General features: G+C 48.4%; 21 protein-coding genes. 2 read left to right on the top strand and 19 right to left on the bottom strand.

Annotated elements, in window-relative coordinates; translation table 11 throughout:
* Positions 1-32 precede the first annotated feature (32 nt).
* From PK629_02560 to PK629_02485, 16 genes are all read right to left on the bottom strand, one after another.
* Positions 33-866 carry an NAD(+)/NADH kinase gene (locus PK629_02560; GenBank protein ID HOP10350.1) on the bottom strand — a complete coding sequence of 278 codons (834 nt, stop codon included), beginning with the start codon at positions 864-866 and terminating at the stop codon, positions 33-35.
* Complete coding sequence (locus PK629_02555) at positions 863-1,666, bottom strand: TlyA family RNA methyltransferase (GenBank protein ID HOP10349.1); 804 nt, start codon at positions 1,664-1,666, stop codon at positions 863-865. The genes PK629_02560 and PK629_02555 overlap by 4 nt, the downstream gene beginning before the upstream one ends.
* Positions 1,663-3,495 carry a 1-deoxy-D-xylulose-5-phosphate synthase gene (gene dxs, locus PK629_02550; protein ID HOP10348.1) on the bottom strand — a complete coding sequence of 611 codons (1,833 nt, stop codon included), beginning with the start codon at positions 3,493-3,495 and terminating at the stop codon, positions 1,663-1,665. Before dxs ends, PK629_02555 begins: the two co-directional genes overlap by 4 nt.
* Before the next feature lie 18 nt (positions 3,496-3,513).
* Positions 3,514-4,407 (bottom strand): polyprenyl synthetase family protein, encoded by an 894-nt coding sequence (locus PK629_02545; protein HOP10347.1) that lies wholly within the window; start codon positions 4,405-4,407, stop codon positions 3,514-3,516.
* Positions 4,400-4,597, bottom strand: coding sequence for an exodeoxyribonuclease VII small subunit (xseB, locus tag PK629_02540; GenBank protein ID HOP10346.1), 198 nt, complete (start codon positions 4,595-4,597; stop codon positions 4,400-4,402). The genes PK629_02545 and xseB overlap by 8 nt, the downstream gene beginning before the upstream one ends.
* Positions 4,594-5,715 (bottom strand): exodeoxyribonuclease VII large subunit, encoded by a 1,122-nt coding sequence (xseA, locus tag PK629_02535; GenBank protein HOP10345.1) that lies wholly within the window; start codon positions 5,713-5,715, stop codon positions 4,594-4,596. The genes xseB and xseA overlap by 4 nt, the downstream gene beginning before the upstream one ends.
* Entirely contained in the window at positions 5,712-6,707 is a 996-nt protein-coding gene (locus PK629_02530; protein ID HOP10344.1) for a peptidase M22, read from the bottom strand. The genes xseA and PK629_02530 overlap by 4 nt, the downstream gene beginning before the upstream one ends.
* A complete protein-coding gene (gene nusB / locus PK629_02525) occupies positions 6,700-7,134 on the bottom strand; it encodes a transcription antitermination factor NusB (GenBank protein HOP10343.1) in 435 nt (144 codons plus the stop codon). The genes PK629_02530 and nusB overlap by 8 nt, the downstream gene beginning before the upstream one ends.
* Before the next feature lie 191 nt (positions 7,135-7,325).
* Complete coding sequence (locus PK629_02520) at positions 7,326-7,868, bottom strand: SpoIIIAH-like family protein (GenBank protein ID HOP10342.1); 543 nt, start codon at positions 7,866-7,868, stop codon at positions 7,326-7,328.
* Positions 7,869-7,881: 13 nt separating this feature from the next.
* Positions 7,882-8,307 (bottom strand): hypothetical protein, encoded by a 426-nt coding sequence (locus PK629_02515; GenBank protein ID HOP10341.1) that lies wholly within the window; start codon positions 8,305-8,307, stop codon positions 7,882-7,884.
* Positions 8,308-8,316: 9 nt separating this feature from the next.
* Entirely contained in the window at positions 8,317-8,742 is a 426-nt protein-coding gene (locus PK629_02510) for a hypothetical protein (protein HOP10340.1), read from the bottom strand.
* On the bottom strand, positions 8,742-9,905 hold the full coding sequence (locus PK629_02505) for a hypothetical protein (protein HOP10339.1): 1,164 nt from the start codon (positions 9,903-9,905) through the stop codon (positions 8,742-8,744). The genes PK629_02510 and PK629_02505 overlap by 1 nt, the downstream gene beginning before the upstream one ends.
* Positions 9,902-10,294, bottom strand: coding sequence for a SpoIIIAC/SpoIIIAD family protein (locus PK629_02500; GenBank protein ID HOP10338.1), 393 nt, complete (start codon positions 10,292-10,294; stop codon positions 9,902-9,904). Before PK629_02500 ends, PK629_02505 begins: the two co-directional genes overlap by 4 nt.
* Entirely contained in the window at positions 10,291-10,485 is a 195-nt protein-coding gene (gene spoIIIAC / locus PK629_02495) for a stage III sporulation protein AC (protein HOP10337.1), read from the bottom strand. The genes PK629_02500 and spoIIIAC overlap by 4 nt, the downstream gene beginning before the upstream one ends.
* A 49-nt stretch (positions 10,486-10,534) precedes the next feature.
* Positions 10,535-11,035, bottom strand: a complete 501-nt coding sequence (locus PK629_02490; GenBank protein HOP10336.1) for a stage III sporulation protein AB — start codon at positions 11,033-11,035, stop codon at positions 10,535-10,537.
* A 1-nt stretch (position 11,036) separates the two neighbouring features.
* A complete protein-coding gene (locus PK629_02485) occupies positions 11,037-11,966 on the bottom strand; it encodes an ATPase, T2SS/T4P/T4SS family (protein HOP10335.1) in 930 nt (309 codons plus the stop codon).
* 203 nt (positions 11,967-12,169) lie between these two features.
* Between PK629_02485 and PK629_02480 the strand changes: the two genes are divergently transcribed.
* Positions 12,170-12,649, top strand: a complete 480-nt coding sequence (locus tag PK629_02480) for a cob(I)yrinic acid a,c-diamide adenosyltransferase (GenBank protein HOP10334.1) — start codon at positions 12,170-12,172, stop codon at positions 12,647-12,649.
* Positions 12,650-12,658: 9 nt separating this feature from the next.
* Here PK629_02480 and murC read toward each other — a convergent pair whose 3' ends face one another.
* Complete coding sequence (gene murC, locus PK629_02475; protein ID HOP10333.1) at positions 12,659-14,032, bottom strand: UDP-N-acetylmuramate--L-alanine ligase; 1,374 nt, start codon at positions 14,030-14,032, stop codon at positions 12,659-12,661.
* Positions 14,033-14,218: 186 nt separating this feature from the next.
* Here murC and PK629_02470 point away from each other — a divergent pair, with 186 nt between their 5' ends.
* A complete protein-coding gene (locus tag PK629_02470) occupies positions 14,219-15,421 on the top strand; it encodes an acetate kinase (GenBank protein HOP10332.1) in 1,203 nt (400 codons plus the stop codon).
* A 259-nt stretch (positions 15,422-15,680) separates the two neighbouring features.
* Here the strand turns inward: PK629_02470 and PK629_02465 are convergent, their stop codons facing one another.
* Complete coding sequence (locus PK629_02465) at positions 15,681-18,728, bottom strand: hypothetical protein (GenBank protein HOP10331.1); 3,048 nt, start codon at positions 18,726-18,728, stop codon at positions 15,681-15,683.
* Positions 18,729-18,857: 129 nt separating this feature from the next.
* A partial coding sequence (locus tag PK629_02460; protein HOP10330.1) for a uroporphyrinogen decarboxylase family protein occupies positions 18,858-19,327 on the bottom strand: 470 nt, incomplete at its 5' end.

Genomic DNA, 19,327 nt, shown 5'->3' with positions numbered 1-19,327 from the left:
CTTTCGTTTATCTATTTCAGTTGTCTTCGGTTTTACTCATTGATTTTTTCGCGAAAAACATCAAAGAAACTCTTGTCTTTTAAAGTGATAAATTTTACGGTTTTATCGGAAGTACCGATATGCAGCGTGTCATTGCTTTCAAATCGAATGCCCTCTTCTCCGTCGACTGTCAGGAATACTTCACCCCGATGAACTTTGGCGGTAAATTCAACCGGTGCCGAAAAAACCAGCGTTCTTGTAGAAAAAGAATGCGGGCAGACCGGGGTTAACGAAACACAGTTGATATTGGGATCAATCACAGGGCCACCGGCAGAAAAGGCGTAAGCGGTCGAACCTGTCGGTGTCGAAAAAATCACGCCGTCGCCCTTAACTTTCATCACGGTCCGATTTTCGCACATAACCTCAATTTCGACCGTCTTGGCGATATTACCGCTGCCGAGAACCGCGTCATTGAGTGCATAAAATTCTTTGATTTCGTCTTTACTCTCATGCGAAACCGAGAGCATTCTGCGTTCCAAAACACGATAATTTCCGTCTGCCACTTTATCTAAAAGGGTGATCTCTCCGGCTTCCATCGACGCCAAATACCCCATTCTCCCGCAATTGATGCACAGAACCGGTTTATCAAATTGTGCGGCGTGTTTGGCAGCGTGAAGCATAATGCCGTCACCGCCGATAGCCGCCACAATGTCACAATTTTTAATCATGCCGTAAAAATCGTCGGTGTAGCTGCAGACATCCCCGTAACCGCAATATTTTTCAAGCGTTATAACCTCAACGTCTTTGGATTTCAAATATCGGCACACTTCCGTGACCGCAGGAATACTTGCATCACAGACAATCGACGGCAGCATTGCGATTTTCATTGGACATCATCCTTCCCGAGTTTGTTCGCCTTTTCTACAGCTTTTAAAATCTCTTTTTCCGTATCTGCAATTTCTGCACCAGCGGTTTTTAAAAATAATAAAAATTCAACGTTTCCGTCTCCGCCGGTGATCGGAGAATTGGTAATACCCTGAATAATGAACCCGCTTTCTTTTGCGCGTTCTGCGGCATTTTTCAAGACATCGAGATGAGCTTTTGGATCTTTTACAATTCCGTTTTTACCGATATTGCTCTTTCCGGCTTCAAACTGTGGCTTTATCAGTATAACAGCCGCGGCGTCATCTTTCAACACTTCTCGAAATTTATCGAATAAAATCGTCGCTGAAATAAACGAGAGGTCCGCCGTCAGAAAATCGACTTTTTCTCCGAAAATCCGCCAATCGAGGTCCTTTGCATTGATCCCTTCCAAAGAGACGACATGCGGGTTGGATTGAATCGAGGGCACGAGTTGGCCATGGCCTACGTCTACGGCATAAATTTTCTTTGCGCCTCTTTGCAGCATACAGTCGCAGAATCCACCCGTGCTTGCGCCAATATCGGCAGCAACAAGACCCGAGACATCAATGGAAAACTCATCAAGCGCCGCTTTGAGCTTATATCCGCCGCGTCCGACAAACTCACAGCCGCTTTCACAGATCAGATTGCAGCTTTCTGCGAGCTCCTCGGACGGCTTTTTAACGGTTCTGCCGTCGGTAAGTGCCTTTCCGGACTTAATCAGCTCCTGCGCCTTTTGACGGCTCGGGGCGAGTCCTTTTTGAACCAGCAGCAGATCGGCCCTCATTTGCGGTCACCGTTTTTTATGAGGTTTAAAAGCCGCTGACGGATGCTGTCTTCATCGAGGCCGTATTGTTTTAACTGGCTTGATACGCTCGCCTGTGCCACAAATTCATCGGGGATACAAATTTGCTCAAATTCTCCTCGGAAACCCTGTTTTTGCAGTTGAAATAAAAATTCCTCGCCGACCGAGCCCGAATGAACGGCTTCTTCGAAAAACACAATTTTTTTATACCCGAGCGAATTTTTTATAATTTTGTCTTCGATGGGTTTTATCTGTAAAAGCTTAACGGCTTCCGCGATACCGTGGCTTGCGTTTAAAACGTTGACCCCGACGCGCCCGTATCCGACAGCAAGGATATTATTTTTATGACTTTCGTTTCCCACAACTTGTACAAGCTTTTGAATGCCTTTGGGATAACGGATCGCAACCGGTCCGCTTAGGTTTACAGCGCGCTCCAGACATTGATTCAATTCCTCGAAATTTGCCGGTGAAAATACCGTGAAACCGGGAATGCTGTTAAAATAAGCGACGTCAAAAAGACCGTGATGGGTCTCACCGTCCGCGCCGACAAAGCCCGCCCTGTCGATGCAAAAAATGACGTGCAAGCCGGCGATGGCAACATCGTGAATAAGCTGATCATATCCGCGCTGCAAAAAAGTCGAATAGACAGCCAACACCGGAATCATACCGCCTTTTGCAAGTCCGGCGCAAAAAGTCACGGCGTGCTGTTCTGCGATGCCCACATCGAAAAAGCGATTCGGAAACCGTTTTGAAAATACAGAAAGCCCGGTGCCGTCGCACATCGAGGCTGTCACCGCGCAGATGCGTTCATCCGATTCCGCAAGACGGCACATGACCTCTCCGAATGCGCCGGAAAAGTCGATGTCGGGTGGTTTGACCGCTGCTCCGTTTTCAATGATGAACGGAGCGGTCGAATGGAACTGTGTCGGATTGTTTTCGGCCTCTGTGAAGCCTTTCCCCTTTACGGTAATGCAATGCACCACCACGGAGACGTCGCGCTTTTTTGCCCGTTCGAAAACCGCCAATAGCTGTCCGATATCGTGTCCGTCCACCGGGCCGATGTATTTCACGCCCATATCGGCAAAAATAGTGCTGTGTGCAAAAATCCGTTTCAAAAAATCGCGTTGGTGTACTGCGGCTCTGAATAAACCTTTTCCGATCAACGGTATGCCTTTTAAGAATTTCTCGACGAAATCTTTAAAATCGAAATAACTACGCCGAGACGTCAGTTTTGCCAGATGTTTCGAAATGCCCCCGATGTTTTTGGAAATTGACATCTCGTTGTCGTTTATGACGATAACGACTTTGTTTTCCGATTGTGCCGCGTTGTTGAGCGCTTCGTAAAAAAGCCCGCCGGTTGCCGCACCGTCGCCGATGACTGCAACTACTTGCCCGTTCTCGCCGCGCATATGCTTTGCAGCCGAAAGCCCCAATGCCGAGGAGAGCGCCGTACTGCTGTGGCCGCTGACAAACGCGTCGTATTCGCTCTCGGACGGGCGCAAAAAGCCCGAAATCCCGTTTTCTTTGCGCAGGGTATCAAAGCATTCCTTTCGGCCCGTGAGCAGTTTATGGGTATAACACTGATGACCGACGTCGAATATAATACTGTCCTCTTTGTCACAAAACACTTTTTCGAGGCAGCAGGTCAACTCGACTGTCCCCAGATTCGAAGCCAGATGGCCGCCATTTTTCGAGACAACCTCCATGATCTCCCTGCGAATTTCAACGCAAAGCTGTTCAAGCTGTTTTTGATTCAGCGGCTTGAGATCAGCAGGATTATTTATTTTTGAAAGCATTCCGTTGGGAATCATTTTTTCTCCGTTTCTACATCAGTTCTTGCGTATGAGCAGGTATTTGGCAAGTTCGGCGAGGAAATCACAGTTTAGTGCTTGCGCAGCTTTAACGGCGTTCTCTGTCAGCTCTCCTGCGACCGTCTTTGCTTTGGTAAGGCCGAGTTCGCTGACGAAGGTGGATTTATCATGGACACTGTCGCCGTTTGTCGGTTTTCCTAGAAGCTTTTCGTCTCCGCTGACATCGAGAATATCATCGGTGATCTGAAACATCCGACCCAGGTTTTCGCAGTATTCATCCGCCAGCCGAAGCGTGTTTTCATCTCCGCCCGAGGCGATTACGCCGATTCTGCCGGCAGCTTTGATGATGGCACCGGTCTTTTTACTCTGTAAAAGCGTTAATTCTTCGGCTGTAAGGCGTTTACCCTCACTCTCGAGGTCGAGGTTTTGACCGCCGACCATCCCCGTAATTCCGGATGCCTGCGCAAGTTCTTTTAAGCAGGCACAAACCGTTTCGGCTGGGAGCTTCGAAAAATCCGCATGATTTAAAACGATCTCAAATGCATAATTCAATAGACCGTCACCGGCTAAAAGAGCCTGCCACTGCCCGAATTGTTTATGGGTAGACGGTTTTCCGCGCCGCAGGTCGCTGTTGTCCATGCAGGGCAGATCGTCGTGCACCAGCGAATAGGAATGGATATATTCCAAGGCGGCGGCAAACGGATAGATCGGCGTCTCATCATTACCGGTGAGATTAAAAAATTCAATCATCAGCAGAGGACGCAGCCGCTTTCCGCCGTTTTTCACGCTGTAAATCATCGCCTCGACGGTCGTTTTGTTATAGGATTCCGCCTTCGGAAGATAACGCAAAACCGCCTGTTCGGCGTTTTCTGTTTTTATTTTAAACTCTTTGAGAAATTCGGTTTCAATCATTTTTTAACTCCATTTTTGAAATGCGTTCTTTTGCTTTTTCGAGTGCTTCTTTGCATTGCGAAGCCAGTTTTGCGCCTTCCTCATATAGGGAAATACCTTCGTCGAGCATCACATTGCCCGCCGAAAGCAGTTGATTGATCTCCTCAAGCTGTTTTAAGGCTTCTTCAAAGACAAATTTTTTCTCACTCATTTGCTTTCCTCCGTCCTGACCTTGCAGGGAACTTCGCCGTCAAAAAATTTTAAATCAAAATCCTTTTTAAGTTTCATTTCTTTTGCGCTCTGAACGGGTTCCCCGTCCGAAATCGCAATGGTATATCCGCGCAGCAGCGTCGAAACGGGTGACAAGGCTTCCAACTTTTCACATTGATGAATCCACTGCTGCCGCTTAACGGATAATAAAACATTCAACGAAGCAGATAAATCAATGTTGATCCTGTATTCGTAATCGACAAGCTGTGCATTAATCGCTTTTGCATTGTCGAAGGATAACAAATCGATAATCCGATTTACTTCACGCCAATCAGGAAAGACCAACTCAGCTGCTGCAGTCGGAGTTGCAGCCCGCATCGAGGCCGCCATATCGCAAAGCGTATAATCAATATCATGCCCAACGGCGCTGACGATCGGAATGTTGCTCGCTGCGACTGTGCGAACCAATTCCTCATCGTTAAAAAGCCAAAGATCCTCATCAGAACCGCCGCCTCGGGTCAATAAAATGACATCGGCATCGGTTTTTTGCAGCTTTTTCAGCGCGGCACAGATCTGTGTGACCGCTTGTTCCCCCTGCACTGTCGCCGGAATCAATTCCAACTCGCAGAGCGGCCAACGTCGTTTCCAGACCGAGACCACATCTTGATAAGCAGCACCTGAAGCCGAAGTGATTACGGCTGCTTTGTTCGGATATTTCGGTAATGAAAGTTTTTGTGCTTCATCGAACAAATGTTCGGCGTTCAGCTTTTCAAACAGTTTTTTCAGAGCCTCTTTAGCGACACCGGCGCCGTTCGGAGAGATATTCTCAACATAAATCTGACAATTCGAATCGCGTTCAAATAATGAAACTCTGCCGTTGACAATGACCGCAAGCCCATCTGAAGGGGTAAATTTGAGGCGCTTGGTCTGCGGAGCGAACATCACGCATTTGATGGCACTGTTTCCGTCTTTAAGCGTGAAATAGAGATGTCCCGTTTTAAAATGTCGGGTAAAATTTAAAATTTCACCGGTCACAAAGACGCTGCGCAGTAAATCATCACTGTCCATAACCGCTTTTAAATAGGTATTCAATTGTGTTACCGTTAAAGCAATACTCACAGAATGCCCTCCATAATTGCGGTTAAAACAGCGGTTCCCGCCGCGTTGTCGGTGCAAAACGGTACGGGAGCAAACAAGGCCCGGTCACAGGCAAGTTTTTCGCGGATGATAGTGTTTGCCGCCACCCCGCCGCAATAGACGATTTTGGCCTCCGGATGCGCTTTTGTCAATTCTCGGGACAGTTCCGAAATACTCAATCCCAGATATTCAAAACAAAATTTTGCAACATCTTCCGGACACTCTTTATTATACAGTTCCATGCATAAATTTTCAAGACCGGATAAACAGACCCTGCCGTCTTTAATCGGGGCTTTCCGATTAAACGTTTGCGTACTTTTCAGTGCCAACTGCTCAAGTTCCGAACCACAGGGGAATTTCATTCCCATCATCACGCCTATCCGATCGATCGCCTGCCCCGCGCTGATGTCGGCAGTACCCCCGACGATTTCGCAGGTGATAATTTTATTTTTATCCGGACGCACCAGAACGCATTCAAGGGTACCGCCGGATAGATGAAACGCATAAAATTCCTCCGATAACAGCGACAGCATGTCCAATCCGAAGACAGCGGCGGCGATATGCCCCGCCTGATGGGAAAACGCATGACAAGGCACGCCCAGAACGGAAGCCATCGACCGCGCCATTGCTTCTCCGACTTTGAAACACGGCATATAAGAATCATCGCAATCCCTCGGTGCGGAACTGTATCCGATTGCACCGATATCAACGATTTTACCGAGCTTTTCAATCACTTCCGGCAATTGTTTGGTATGCAAAAATACTGCGTCGCTCTGGCGCAGTCCTTTTTCACCCGCTTTTACGGGTAATAAAAGACGACTTTGAACAAGACCCGTTTGGCCCTGATCAAAGCCGCCTTTGAACACTGCGGCAGAAGTTGTATAATTGCTTGTATCCAACGCCAACACTGATTTATTGACGTTTGCCAATACTGATTTATTGGCGTTTGCCAATACCGAATCGTTTTTATTCATCTTGTTTTTTTTCGTCGGGTTCCTCTTCTTGTTTTTTCTCAATACGGGAGATAGAGCCCAAAATACCGTTGACGAACGCCGTATCTTCCGGCAGCGAATATTTTTTCGAAAGCTCGACCGCTTCGTTGATGGCAATTTCCTCCGGCACGGTTTTACCGATTTTAAATTCATAGATACAGCAGCGTAAAATCGCAAGAGAGACCTTGGAGATACGCCCCAAAGTCCAGTCTTTCAGGTTTTCAGTGATGAAATTGTCAATTTGATCGCGATTTTCCGCAACACCCTTTGCCAATTCGAGCGAATAGGTATCGTACTTGAATTCCCTGTATTCTTTTGCAAGCTCTGTGATGGCCTCGATATCCTGACCTGTAAAAGACTGTTCAAACGCGATCAGAAATCCTGCTTCTCTGGACTCTCTTCGATTCATATAAATTTTCTTTCTTTAAATTTTTGATATTTTACATACAAATACACAAAAACTTAGTCGTTTTTGCGTGGTCATTATACCACACAAAAGCGACTATATCAACCGAAAGTTCTCATTTCATTTCAACAACACGATAATTCTGACCGTCGAATATGGAATCTAACAAAAATAATTCTATAAATTGATTTTTCTTACTTCATCTCGATAATACGAATATTTTCGACGTCTGCACCGGTTTCGGAGACCGCAATGTCCTGAATCTGTGCCGCCTGGTTTGCGGTCAGACCGTCCTCTCCGGTCGCTACCACGACACTGACCGTTCCGTCGTTGATGTAAGCCATACAGTCGGCAAAGCCCTTTGCCATCACAAGATTTTCAATTCTGCCCTCGGCCTCAATATTGTCCGCCATAACCAAAACCGACTGTGCAACGGTCATTTTCACCTCATCATCGGTGGCGGTGTTTATCGTCTCCTGCATGGTCTGGATCGCCTCATCCCGTGTCTTTTGGCGGGACAGGCGTGCCGTAGTGAAGTATTTTTCGGCGTTTTCAGTCAATATCCCCTCAACGCCCTCTATTTCGGTATTTCCGACGTCGATGACATCGCTGAGATTGGTCGCGCCCGTTGGATCGGTCAGCGGTGTCTGATTGCCGAATACCCAGCTGAGATATACCGTCACTCCCAACGCCACCACCAAGGCCGCCAATATAATCTGCCGCTTTCCGTTTTTCATTGAAAAATGCCTCCTATTCGCTGCTCATTTTTGTGATGTAGATTTGATTGTAGCCGATATTGAGAGCCGCGGACACGATCTCGGTGATTTTCGCGACCGTCCTGATGTCGTCTCCCCCGTCACATAGAATCACGACGCCTCTGATCTCGGGTTCTGCTGCCGCAGTGACGGCACTCGTATTCAAGCCGGCGTTCGTCTGCAGCGTGATGACAACCTCAATGCGGCCGACACCGTCGACTCGGCTGAGCAAGTCACTAACTTTATGCTCGAGCTGCTCCGTATATTCCGACATAGATGTCGTCTGTGCATTTTCCGAGGCCGTTTTAATGAATTCTGAGACTAAAAGCAGGACCGCCGCTGCCGCCAGCAGGACAATCACGGCAATGCGGAGCTTTTTATCTTTGCCGAAGCGCTCCGTGAATTTTTCGATGACGGACAAATTCTCACCTCAATCCGAGAGTATGATCTGGGTTTCCAAACCGAAATTCTCTTTGATACAGTTCTCAATTAAAACAAACGCCGCCGACTGTGACCCGTTGATTTCCACGACCGCTTTCGGATTTTCACTCTCGACGTTTACCGTGACGCTCTTTGCATCCACGCCGATTGTTTTGAGCTTCTTCATGATTAAAAATTCCACGCCCCCGTTGAGTTCACCGTAGGAATATCCTGCTGCCGAATCGGTCAGCTCCGGCATATTAAAATCAATCTCGGGAAGCTGGGCACCGATCAGCGGCAAGCAAAAACACAGGCAAAACAACAGCACGCACGCAAACCGCATCACCCGTTCTGTGCGTTTGGTCGGGGAGAGTAATTGGATAATCGAGCAGAAGATTCCGCCCGCACACAAGCCGATACACCAGTTTCTCAGCATTATATGCCTCCGTAGGTCTTCATCATGACTGCGATGCCGACAATAAAGACAAGTACCGTCAAAACCAACGCTGCAATCACAATCGACAGCATATCTCCGAGGGTTTTCAGCAACTTTGCCACACCTTTCTGGTCGGTTGAAGACGCCAAAGCCGAACACAGACCGACGGCAAGTTTCCAAATCGCAATCGTGATTATTTCTGGCAGCACGCAGAGTAAAACCGCCGCGACTCCGAAAAATCCGAACGCATTTTTAATCAAAGAAAAGCACGATACCACCGAGGAAACCGCGTCCGACAATCCTCCTCCGACAATCGGTACCGAACCCGAGACCAGCATTTTCAAGGTCCGGATGGTCACGGAATCCGCCGCAGAAGATAAGAAAGATTTCAGCGACATCATTCCGACTAAAATCGTTGCCGCAGCGCCCAGAATCCACACAACCAACCCCTTAAAAAATCCCGACAGTTTTTCCAGATCGGCGTTGCCCGTAACACCGGCGACCATGCCGAACGCCGCAAAAATCCCGCAGGCAGGAAGCACCACGGATTTTACTGCCCACATTGCAATTTCGGCAGCCGCAAGCAGCGTCGCCGCTGAGACCGTCGCAGAGATCGGCTGCCCCGAGGCTGACACCGCCGCTGTAAAAACCGGAACAAATCCGGTCATAAACACCGACGCCTCATCAATCCGCACGAACGACTCGTTGATCCGGCTCACGAGCGGGATCAAGATCGCAGAAGCGGCTGCGACGACCGCGAAATACTGATAGGCCTTTTCAAAACCGGGGCGGTTTTCGAGCCGCAGCCCGTTCATCAGCTGCCCGATCAGCAAAACCGCACAGACGGCAAAACAGGCGGCAAGCGGCGCGGGATAACTCTTTTTGGTCAATGCCATGATAATCTCAGCCATGCTGTCAGGCTGAAGATCCAGAAATTCCGAAGGATTGATCTCACCGAGTCCTATCTGCTCAAGGAGAACTTTCGTCTGTTCGTCCGGAAGTTGTTCGACTTCATCCGCCCCGAATTCGGTCAGCTGCTCTTCAACGAGCTGATTATATTCTTCATCGGTCAGAGCGCCCGGTGTAAAGCAAAACAGATTAACAGCGATTAAAATGCCGAACAGCAATGCGGCCGCCCATTTCGTTCGTCTTCTCGTTTTCATATCAGCAGTTTTTTCACCACTTCCACAATTTCGCCGATTAAAGGGATACAAATCAGAACAATAGCGATTTTCCCGGCGAGTTCGATGTTTGAAGCGAGGGAATTCTGACCGGCGTCAACACAGCTGTCACAGGCAAGCCCAACCAGAATGCTGATACCAAGCGCTTTTGTGACCGCGGTAAAGAATTCGGTCGGGATACCGCTCTGATCGGCCAATGTCTCCAAAGCGTTTACAATGGGGGTGATTCGTGTGAGCAGGTACAGCATTAAAATCACCGAAAACCCGATTGCAAGTGCAGCGCTGAATTCGGGCTTGTACTGTTTTAATATCACGCAGATCACCGCCGTCACCATTCCCAGAAGCGCAACCGTGAGAATGTCAATGCTCATAGTCCGAACAGCGACTTGATGGTACGGAAGAGATTGCTGATTTCGTAGATAATCATTGTCATCACCACAATCAAACCTGCCAATGTGGTCAGCATCGCTTGTTCCTCCCGCCCGGAACGCGAGAGAATTTGATAAAGCACTGCCACGATAAGGCCGATTGCCGCAACCTTGAAAATAAAATTGATGTCCAGCATTGCGTTCCCTTCCCATTTAAAAATCAGTCTTTTCGCCGACGAAATTTTACAAAATCAAAATTGCGGCGCCGATTCCGATCAGGATGCCGAGTTTCTGATAAAGTCCCGTCAGATTGCCGTGATCGCGTTCATATTCGGCAAGCATAGCGTTGCATTTTTCCGCCAGCTGCGTGCATAATTCGATCTGTGTCTGCGCATCGCTGCGGCCTAAAAACGCACCCAGTTTTTGAAACAGCGCCCGGTCGTCTTTTAAAAGGCAATCGGGCAATTCGGCTGCTGCTTTTTTCAGGGCCGCCGCCGGATCGGATTTTTCGGAATAGATGCGCCATTTTGTAAAAAAAGTCCCCAGATAAGGTAACCGGAGCTGTTCGATTTTTCGGAAAATGGCATCGGTAGAGGCGTTCTCGTATTTCAGCAGGCCTTTGATCTCAATCAGCACACGCTGAAATTCCTCCAAAGCGGCTCTGCGTTTTTTTAACCGCGCCGCTTGTGAAAAACCGATCAAAATCGATGCCAGGCACACCAAAAGCGCCGCCGCCAGACGCATCTCAACTCACCGCTTCCATGTTGATATGTTCATAGATATATCCACTTCGGTCATATCCCGAAAGCAGCACCGTCTGTTGGAAGACCTTGTTTTCGGACAAAATGTACATTTGAGGTTTTAATAATAATTCGGCTGCACTGCCTGCATGAATCGAAGCGTATACCGCGACTCCGCTGTTGACGACCTCAGTCAGTGCGCTTGCTTCGGCGGTTGTTCCGATTTCGTCACAAAGCACTGCATCGGGCCGGAGATTTCGAACAGCAAGCAGGATGGCCTCGGCTTTCGGCATATTGCGAATGACATCACAACAAATACCTTCCGGGGAGAGTTCACCGCGTTCATCCGCCGCCGAAACAGCGAAGAATCTGCCGTATCTGGCATTTGATATCGCGTTCGCAATATCCCGGAGAATCGTGGTTTTCCCGGTTCCGGGCGCTCCTGCAATCAACAATGAGCGGAGCGTGTCCGCGTTCTGCCCCAGAAAATACGCTTTGAATTGATCTGCGACCCCGACGATATTTCTTGCAATGCGCAGCCGAATGGTCGAAATATCGCTGAAGTTGATAATCTTCCCCGCCGTATCTCGAACCGCGTTTCCGCAGATGCCCGCACGATGGCCGCCCTTGACGGTGATATAGCCCTGCGAAAGCTGGTCTCTGTGAGTCTGGACGGAATAATCGCAGAGTCGGAACAGGCACTCTTCCATCTCTGCGGCAGAAGGACGATAGAGCTGAAAAGCGGCATCCGTACACAGATTTCCTGTTTTACTGAAAAAGACGGTGTCGCATTCGCTGTTGATACAAAAGCACCGGTCCTTTCGCAGCGTGATTTCAGTTGCATGGCTTCGCTGCTTCTGTCCGACCGTTGACAGCATCCGATAAAATGACCCGCCCAGTGCCGCAGATGCGCTTTCAAAGGCATCCGTATCCACCACCTCCTTTTCTCAAAAGAGTATGCTTGTCTCATCATTGATATGCGCTTTATAGTGAAGCCCTTAAAAATCAACAGAACATAAGCGTCAATCTGCTTCACATGGAAAGCCACTTCGCTTTTTCTCGAAAGCCTCGAAAAATTATTTATTTTTCTGACGGAATATGATAGAATCTAAACAATCATTTACGGAGGCGGCGCTTTATGGAGAATAAAATTATCTTATATTACGGCGGAACCCATGCCATGGACGCCGCAGTCCGGGGAATTGCGGACGCATATTCCATGGTCGGGAAGAAAATCCTCTATACCGACTTTTCCAATATCGGAAAGTATATTACCTTTAGAGATGGCGATAATCCAAAACTGCGGGTTTATCAGCCACCGCATCCGACCAACCAAAATTATGCCGAAATGACCGAAGAAAAACGGCGATATACATTGCTTGACAACACCGATTATTTCGAAGCGGCAACAAATAAAGCCGCTTTCGGCGGCTTTGATTTGGTAATATTCGATTATATCTCCGACGCAACTGCGTTCGGCGTACTTTATGAGGGGATATTGCTCGACTGGTTAAGCGGCAGACCTGAACATTTGGACGTGCTGGCCACCGGAAATTTTGCAAGCGCAAAAATGGCCGATCTCGCGGATGAGATTTATAATTTCACAAGAATAAAATAATTCTATTTATCATGCATTGATCAAATCTTTCAAATACGGAATCACCTTATAGACGTCGCCGCATCCGAGCGTCAGAACCAGATCGCCGGGCGCGGCGTTTTCTTTGATCGCCTTTGCCGCCGATTCAAACCCGTCGGTCAAAACGCAGTTTTTAATTTTGGCAGCCAGATCCGCCGATGAAACACCGTAAGTATTGATCTCCCTTGCGCCCATGATCGGCAGCAAAATTGTCTGATCGGCCATATTTAATGAATCGGCCAGTCCGTCCAACATCAGTTTTGTGCGTGAAAACGTCACCGGCTGAAACACCGCGACGATGCGCTTGCATCCGATCAGTTTCGCTGCGGAAATGGTAGCCGCAAGCTCGGTCGGATTATGTGCATAATCGTCGATCAATGTGAAGCCGTTAAACTTGCCAATAGTTTCAAAGCGTCTTCCGGCACCTTGAAAAGCGTTGACCGCTTCGATTGCATCTTTTATCTCTACGCTGCACTGATCGGCGGCGGCAAGCACACCGAGAGAATTCATCACATTGTGTTTACCGGGGATTTTTAAATCGATGTTTCCCGTAAGTTTTCCGTCGCTATAGAGCTCAAAGGAGAAATAAGGGCCGTTTTCCGAGATATTTCGGGCCTGAAAACGGCAGCCGGCGGAAGTTCCGAATAAAACAACGTCGGTCTTACAGGATTTTACGACTTTGAGCGTGTTTGCATCGTCACCGTTGGCAATGACCGCTTTTTTGGTCTGATTTGCAAACTGCGCAAAGGATTTGATAATGTTTTCGAGGTTTTTAAAATATTCGAGGTGATCCTCGTCAACGTTCAAAATCAATGAATAAGCGGGATAAATATTTAAAAAGGTGTCGCGGAACTCGTCGGCTTCGCAGGTCATATATTCGCTCTTTCCGACCCTGCCGCTTCCGCCGATCGAGGCCAGTTTTCCGCCGATGACAGCCGACGGATCCTTACCGGCCTTGAGAAATATCTCTGTCAGCATTGAGGTGGAGGTCGTCTTGCCATGCGTGCCGCAGATACCGACGGCGTTCTCATAGGAGTTGGCGACGATTCCGAGCAGCTTTGCGCGGGGCATGGTAGGAATACCCTTGGCTTTTGCCGCGAGCAGTTCTGGGTTGTCCTCAAGCAGTGCCGCCGTATAGACGACCAGTTCACAGTCAACGATATTTTCCGGGGAATGTCCCATTGTCACCGGAATTCCCATTTCCCGAACGGCATCCACTGTAGGCGAAGGGTTATTATCCGAACCGGTTATTTGGTAACCTTCGCTGTGCAGAATCTGTGCAAGCGGATACATCCCGCTGCCGCCGATGCCGATGAAATGAATCTTGCGCGCTTTGAGCGCATCAAATCTGTAAATCTCACTCACTCCCCAAATGCTGTAAGTTTGTATTAGAATTATATTATACCGAAGATAAAATTTCAATATGCACAAGGTTATATAGTGCTTTTAAATACACACCAAATAAACTTTTTTATATTGCAAAAACCTGTCGAATGTGGTAGTATAAAACACTGTGACAATGATGTCCATGAAATTTTGGAGGGTATATTCATGATTTTTTTTGTAATTAACGCAGGAAGTTCTTCGTTGAAAAGTCAGCTGATCGAAATGGAAACCCGCAGCGTGCTCGCTGAGATCAACTGCGAGCGTATCGGAATCGACGGCCGGATCAAATATAAATTCCCCGACGGCAGAAAACTTGCCCTCGAGACCGCCCTTCCCGACCACATGACCACGTTTAAAAAGGTCATTGAACTCGTCACAACCGGAAGCACAAAAGTTCTCAACTCTATTGCCGACATCAAAGCAGTCGGTCATCGGATTGTCTTCGGCGGCATGGAGCTCGTCAAATCGGTGCTTGCTGACGACAAGGTGATTGCAACAATCGATAAATATGCGGAATATGCCCCGCTGCATAATCCCGCCGAAGCCAATACCGTGCGCGCCTGCATTGATATGTTCGGCAAAGATGTTCCCCAGGTTTGCGTGTTCGATACCTCCTTCCATCAGACCATGCCCATGGCTCACGCGATTTACGGCATCCCCTATGAATATTATAAAAAATACGCCGTCCGTAAAATGGGTTTTCACGGCATCTCTCATCAATATGTTGCAAACCGTGCGGCTCAGCTCCTCGGTAAAGATATTAAGGATACCAAAATCGTCACCTGTCATATCGGAAACGGCGCTTCCATCTGTGCGGTCGACGGCGGTAAATCCATTGATATTTCCATGGGTTTCGGCACCTGCGACGGCATCTTGATGGGTACCCGTTGCGGCATGATCGACCCGCTGGCGTTGTTTTATATCGCCCAGAAAGAGAAAATGTCGGTGGCCGATTTAAACACACTGGTCAACAAAAAAAGCGGCCTGCAGGGCGTTTCCGGTATCAGCAGCGACAGCCGCGAGCTCGAAGAAGCTGAACTGGCCGGAAACGAACGCGCCAAACTGGCCAATGATATTCAAAGATATCACGTCAAAAAACTGATCGGCTCCTATGCTTTTGAAATGGGTGGGTTGGACGCGGTTGTGTTTACCGCCGGTATCGGCGAGCGTTCCCCGATGTTGCGTGCTGGTGCGTGCGCGGGTCTGGAGCGGTTCGGCATCAAGCTTGACCCGGTGCTCAACGAAAAGATGAACGGCAAAGAAGCCAACATCTCCGCGCCGGATGCCAAGGTTCCGATTTACATTATTCCAACCAACGAAGAATTGCAGATTGCGTTCGAGATTGAAAAAGTGGCATTTGGAAAGTGAAAAGACATTAATAATACAAAGAAGCAGATTATGTCATTCTGAGCGAAGCAATTCGATGGTTTACCATCGAATGCGGAGTCGAAGAATCTCGGACAGATTATGGCTTACAGATGCTATATTTTCGGATTTTATCGATTAGAAATTTCTTAACTACATGCAAAGCGCTCCGTTAGGATAATAAAGAAGGCGCACCGAAAGGTGCGCCTTTTTCAATCTGTCATTAACGGAAAACAAAGTGCTTTTTAACAAGAGTTTTCCGTTATTTTTTCCAGACCTTCGGGGCGATCAAAATGCCGCTCTTCCACAGGCGGTATTCATATGCCCATTCGTTGCCCTTACTGCGCCACCCGTTCGGACCGAACCAGTCGACGGACAGATTGCAGTTATGCAATTCGCCGAAAGTATTGATTCGGCTTCCGTAAGCGGTCAGATCCAACCGGTGCTTACCGGGTGAAAGTTTTCCGAGTTCGACTTTATACGGTGAAATCGCGACCGTTCCGACGCGTTTTCCGTCAAGCTCCACGGCCACAAGTGGTGCGCGGAAATTCGAAACTTCAATCATCGTATCGCTTCCGCCGTCAATCTCGCAGTGATAAATTAAATTCGCGGAATAGAACGGAAGTCCCTGCGTTGTCCAATCGCCGAACGCAAGTTCCGTGACGGGCTTGACAATCTTTGAATACCGACCCTTGACCTCAACGCCGAAATCGCCCAACAGATAGCACCATTCGACCATGACCAACTTGCCGAATTTGATATCGAGAATCAATTCATTCGTCCCCGGCTTGATATCGGGCAGCGGCACGGTCTTGATGGAATCGTCTACATAAATACCGTCGGCCGGAGCATTCACTTTGCGGCCGTTCAGGAAGATCTTCGTATATTCCAAACTCTCAAGAGCCAGATGCGCACCCTTGACTCGGATATCGGATTCGATGGTGAATTTCAATTTTAGATTATTCTTCGGACGGCTCTTTTCCTTGGTGACCCACGGCTGCGCCCATCCGCCACCGCGCAGTTTCATTCCAAGCTGTGTGCGAGCTTTATCGTCGATACGTAAAATCTCTTCACAGGGCTGCCATTCACCGCCATCCACCGAGTATTCGGCCATGTCCAGCAGCAAGACATTCGGCTCTTCCAATGTAATGGGCATCTTCCCGGCCAGTTCGCCAACTTCGATGTATTGCATTTCTTCCTGTTTAGCCGTTTTCTCGGTTCTTCCGACCTCTAAAGACAGCAGCAGCGAGGAATAGGCACTGCAGTCCCACCGAATCACGGTATTGCCGTTTTGATAATCTGCACCAATCTCATAAATCTCACCGGTCTGCGTATCACATACGGACGGTTTGTATTCGCCTGTCAAGATGATGTTATAATGTTCGTCCGGCACGACGTCTTTGCTTTCCGGCGGATAGACATGACTGATGAACACCTGCTTCATATCTCCGTCAGTCCGCATCTGATAGATCAGATTAGACGCCTTGTTTCCTTTTGTATTGATAATTTCAATCTGGCGCAGCGAATTGATGCTGTCCAAAACGGCTTCCCGTGACCATTCGACTTTCGTGCATTCGGCAGCGATCTTTTTTGCTCTATCGGAAAGTTCTGCGTCGACATATTCCGGAATTTGACCGGCGAAGATGACTTTTCCGCCTTTTGCTGCGAACTCTTCAAGCGCCGCAAGTGTGGTCGAGCGGATGGTTTCACAGGCCGGAACAATGACCGCGTCATATTCCATTTCGCCGACGCCGAATCCCTTTAAATCTTTGTTATAGGTCTTCGGCAGCTGTGATTCGGAGATAAAATCAAAGTCCATCGTCCCAAACAGCAGCCATTCAATGATGTCGTCAAAGCGTTTTTCAAGCTCATCGATAATGGATTGGCTCTGTTCGCGCGGCCCGAGATTGATCCAGCAGGATTCAATCGGATGGATGACACCGACTCTGACAAACGGCTTGCCTCTCGTCATAACGGTATTGACACGGGCAAAGTGATCCTCAACCCAAGGATATTCTTTATACCACGGGGACTGATGTCCGATGGCGGCCGGATAATCCCTCTTTGCTTCACCCTCCATTGAGACCCAGTATAAGTGATGCACACGCGTGGAGATACCCAAAGCGGCCTGCCAGTCGCCCTGCAGCTTATGCCCTCGGAAATCATAATCCCAGTTCGTAACGCCGTAGAGTTCGCTCAGCACACCCGGCTGACCATATTGATGTGACGCGCTCTGTGCCTGTTTTGCGGTGGAAAGCTCATGTCTGTCACAGAGCATATCAACGCCGGACATTCCGAAACTGCGATACGGGCGCATCGCCTCACCGCCGAATTTGGTCTGTGAGGTGAGTGTCGGTTCCGCCATCAGATGCCCGGTCATTAAAATGTTGTTTTCGCGGCACCATTTTCCGATTGTATCCGCAAAAGCAGAAGCGAAGCGTTCCGCCACATGATCGTAAAAGTGATAGCGCGCGGTTGAAATCTTACCGTTGGGCAAATTCCAAAACAGTTCCGGAATTTTATTCAGAATATCTTCTTTATAGGTCTGTTTATAGGTCCTCGCAAACGTCTGCGTGAACGGAAGTTTGACGTCCTTTTTCTCATTTGCAAATCCAAAGGTGTCGCTGGCTTGAATCTGCGGTTCGTCGGTGAATATGGCCGGTATCAGTTTGCCGAACTCATCTCCCACAACCTCTTTATACCGCTCATGGGTGACTTCAATAAAACGTTGAACAGCCTCCGGCGACATCGTATCAAGATAGGTCTGGTTGTTGTACCAAGTGCTCTCCTCGGGATACTCGATAAATGCGTACCAAATATCTCCGTTTGCTTTTTCGGTCTCACTGTCCTTCGGCAATCTCTTATAATCCTTCAGACAGCCGGTCTCGTCCAAAACCACACTGTATTTGGAAAGCAGGTCTCCGGTCTTACTGTGTTCCGGATGCAGCGTAAAAAGCAAGAAACGCGCGCGGTACTTTTTCTGTTTGGTGACAAGACCGCCGGCGGCACCGGAGGGCCATCTGTCCTCGTCGTATAGCCATGCGAGCATATTGTCCTCACGCGCTTTTTCGACGCAGCCCTTGACGACCTCCATATATTCATCGGAGAGATAATCGGTCGCAAGTCCCACGCGGGTATGCATGTGGAAACCGCCCATTCCCATCTCTTTCATATGGTCTATTTCTTTGTTCATGAGCTGTTGGTCCAACTTGGTGTTCCAAGCCCAGAACGGCGTCCCGCGATATTCGCAGGTGGGATTTTTAAAAAGTTCTCTGTCGAGTTTTTCGGTTTGATTTTTCGGATAAAGCATGTGCTTTTTCTCCTTTCTGAGGATGTAAACAGTATACCACCATATGTGCGATGTAACAAGTAAAAATGCCTTTTGAAATGAAAAAGACGCACCCGAAAGTGCGTCTCGAAAAACAATTTAATTCCAATATCATTGCTTATCCCATTCCTCAAATACGGTCACGATGTTCTCATAGGGGTCGAAGGCGTTCCATTCGCACTGGGCGAATGCGCCGGTGCGCTTGCCGTTTTTCTTGATAACTGCGGAAGCCACCCGATTGACGGCTTTTTTCACGTCCTCGGTCGTTCCGAACGGCAAAATGTGCTGCCGATCGATTTCGCCCCAAAAAGTGACTTTATCGCCGTATTTTTCAACCAGATTTTCGATATTCATGCAAAACAACTGTGAATTGATCGCATCCAGACCGATTTCGACCAGATGCGGATAGATGGCCTCGATGTATCCGTCCGAATGGAAAAAGATCTTCTTGCCCTTGGAATGCGCAAGGTCGCTGTAATCCTTGTACATCGGTTTAAAAATCTGTTCCCAGGTCTTCGGGGAGATCAACAGCGATATCTGCGTACCCCAGTCGTCCATAAACGATACGCCGTCCACTGCGG

It is taken from the genome of Oscillospiraceae bacterium (assembly GCA_035380125.1).
In the GTDB taxonomy this organism is placed as follows: Bacteria; Bacillota; Clostridia; order Oscillospirales; family JAKOTC01; genus DAOPZJ01.
This window is presented reverse-complemented; position numbering and strand designations above follow the sequence as displayed.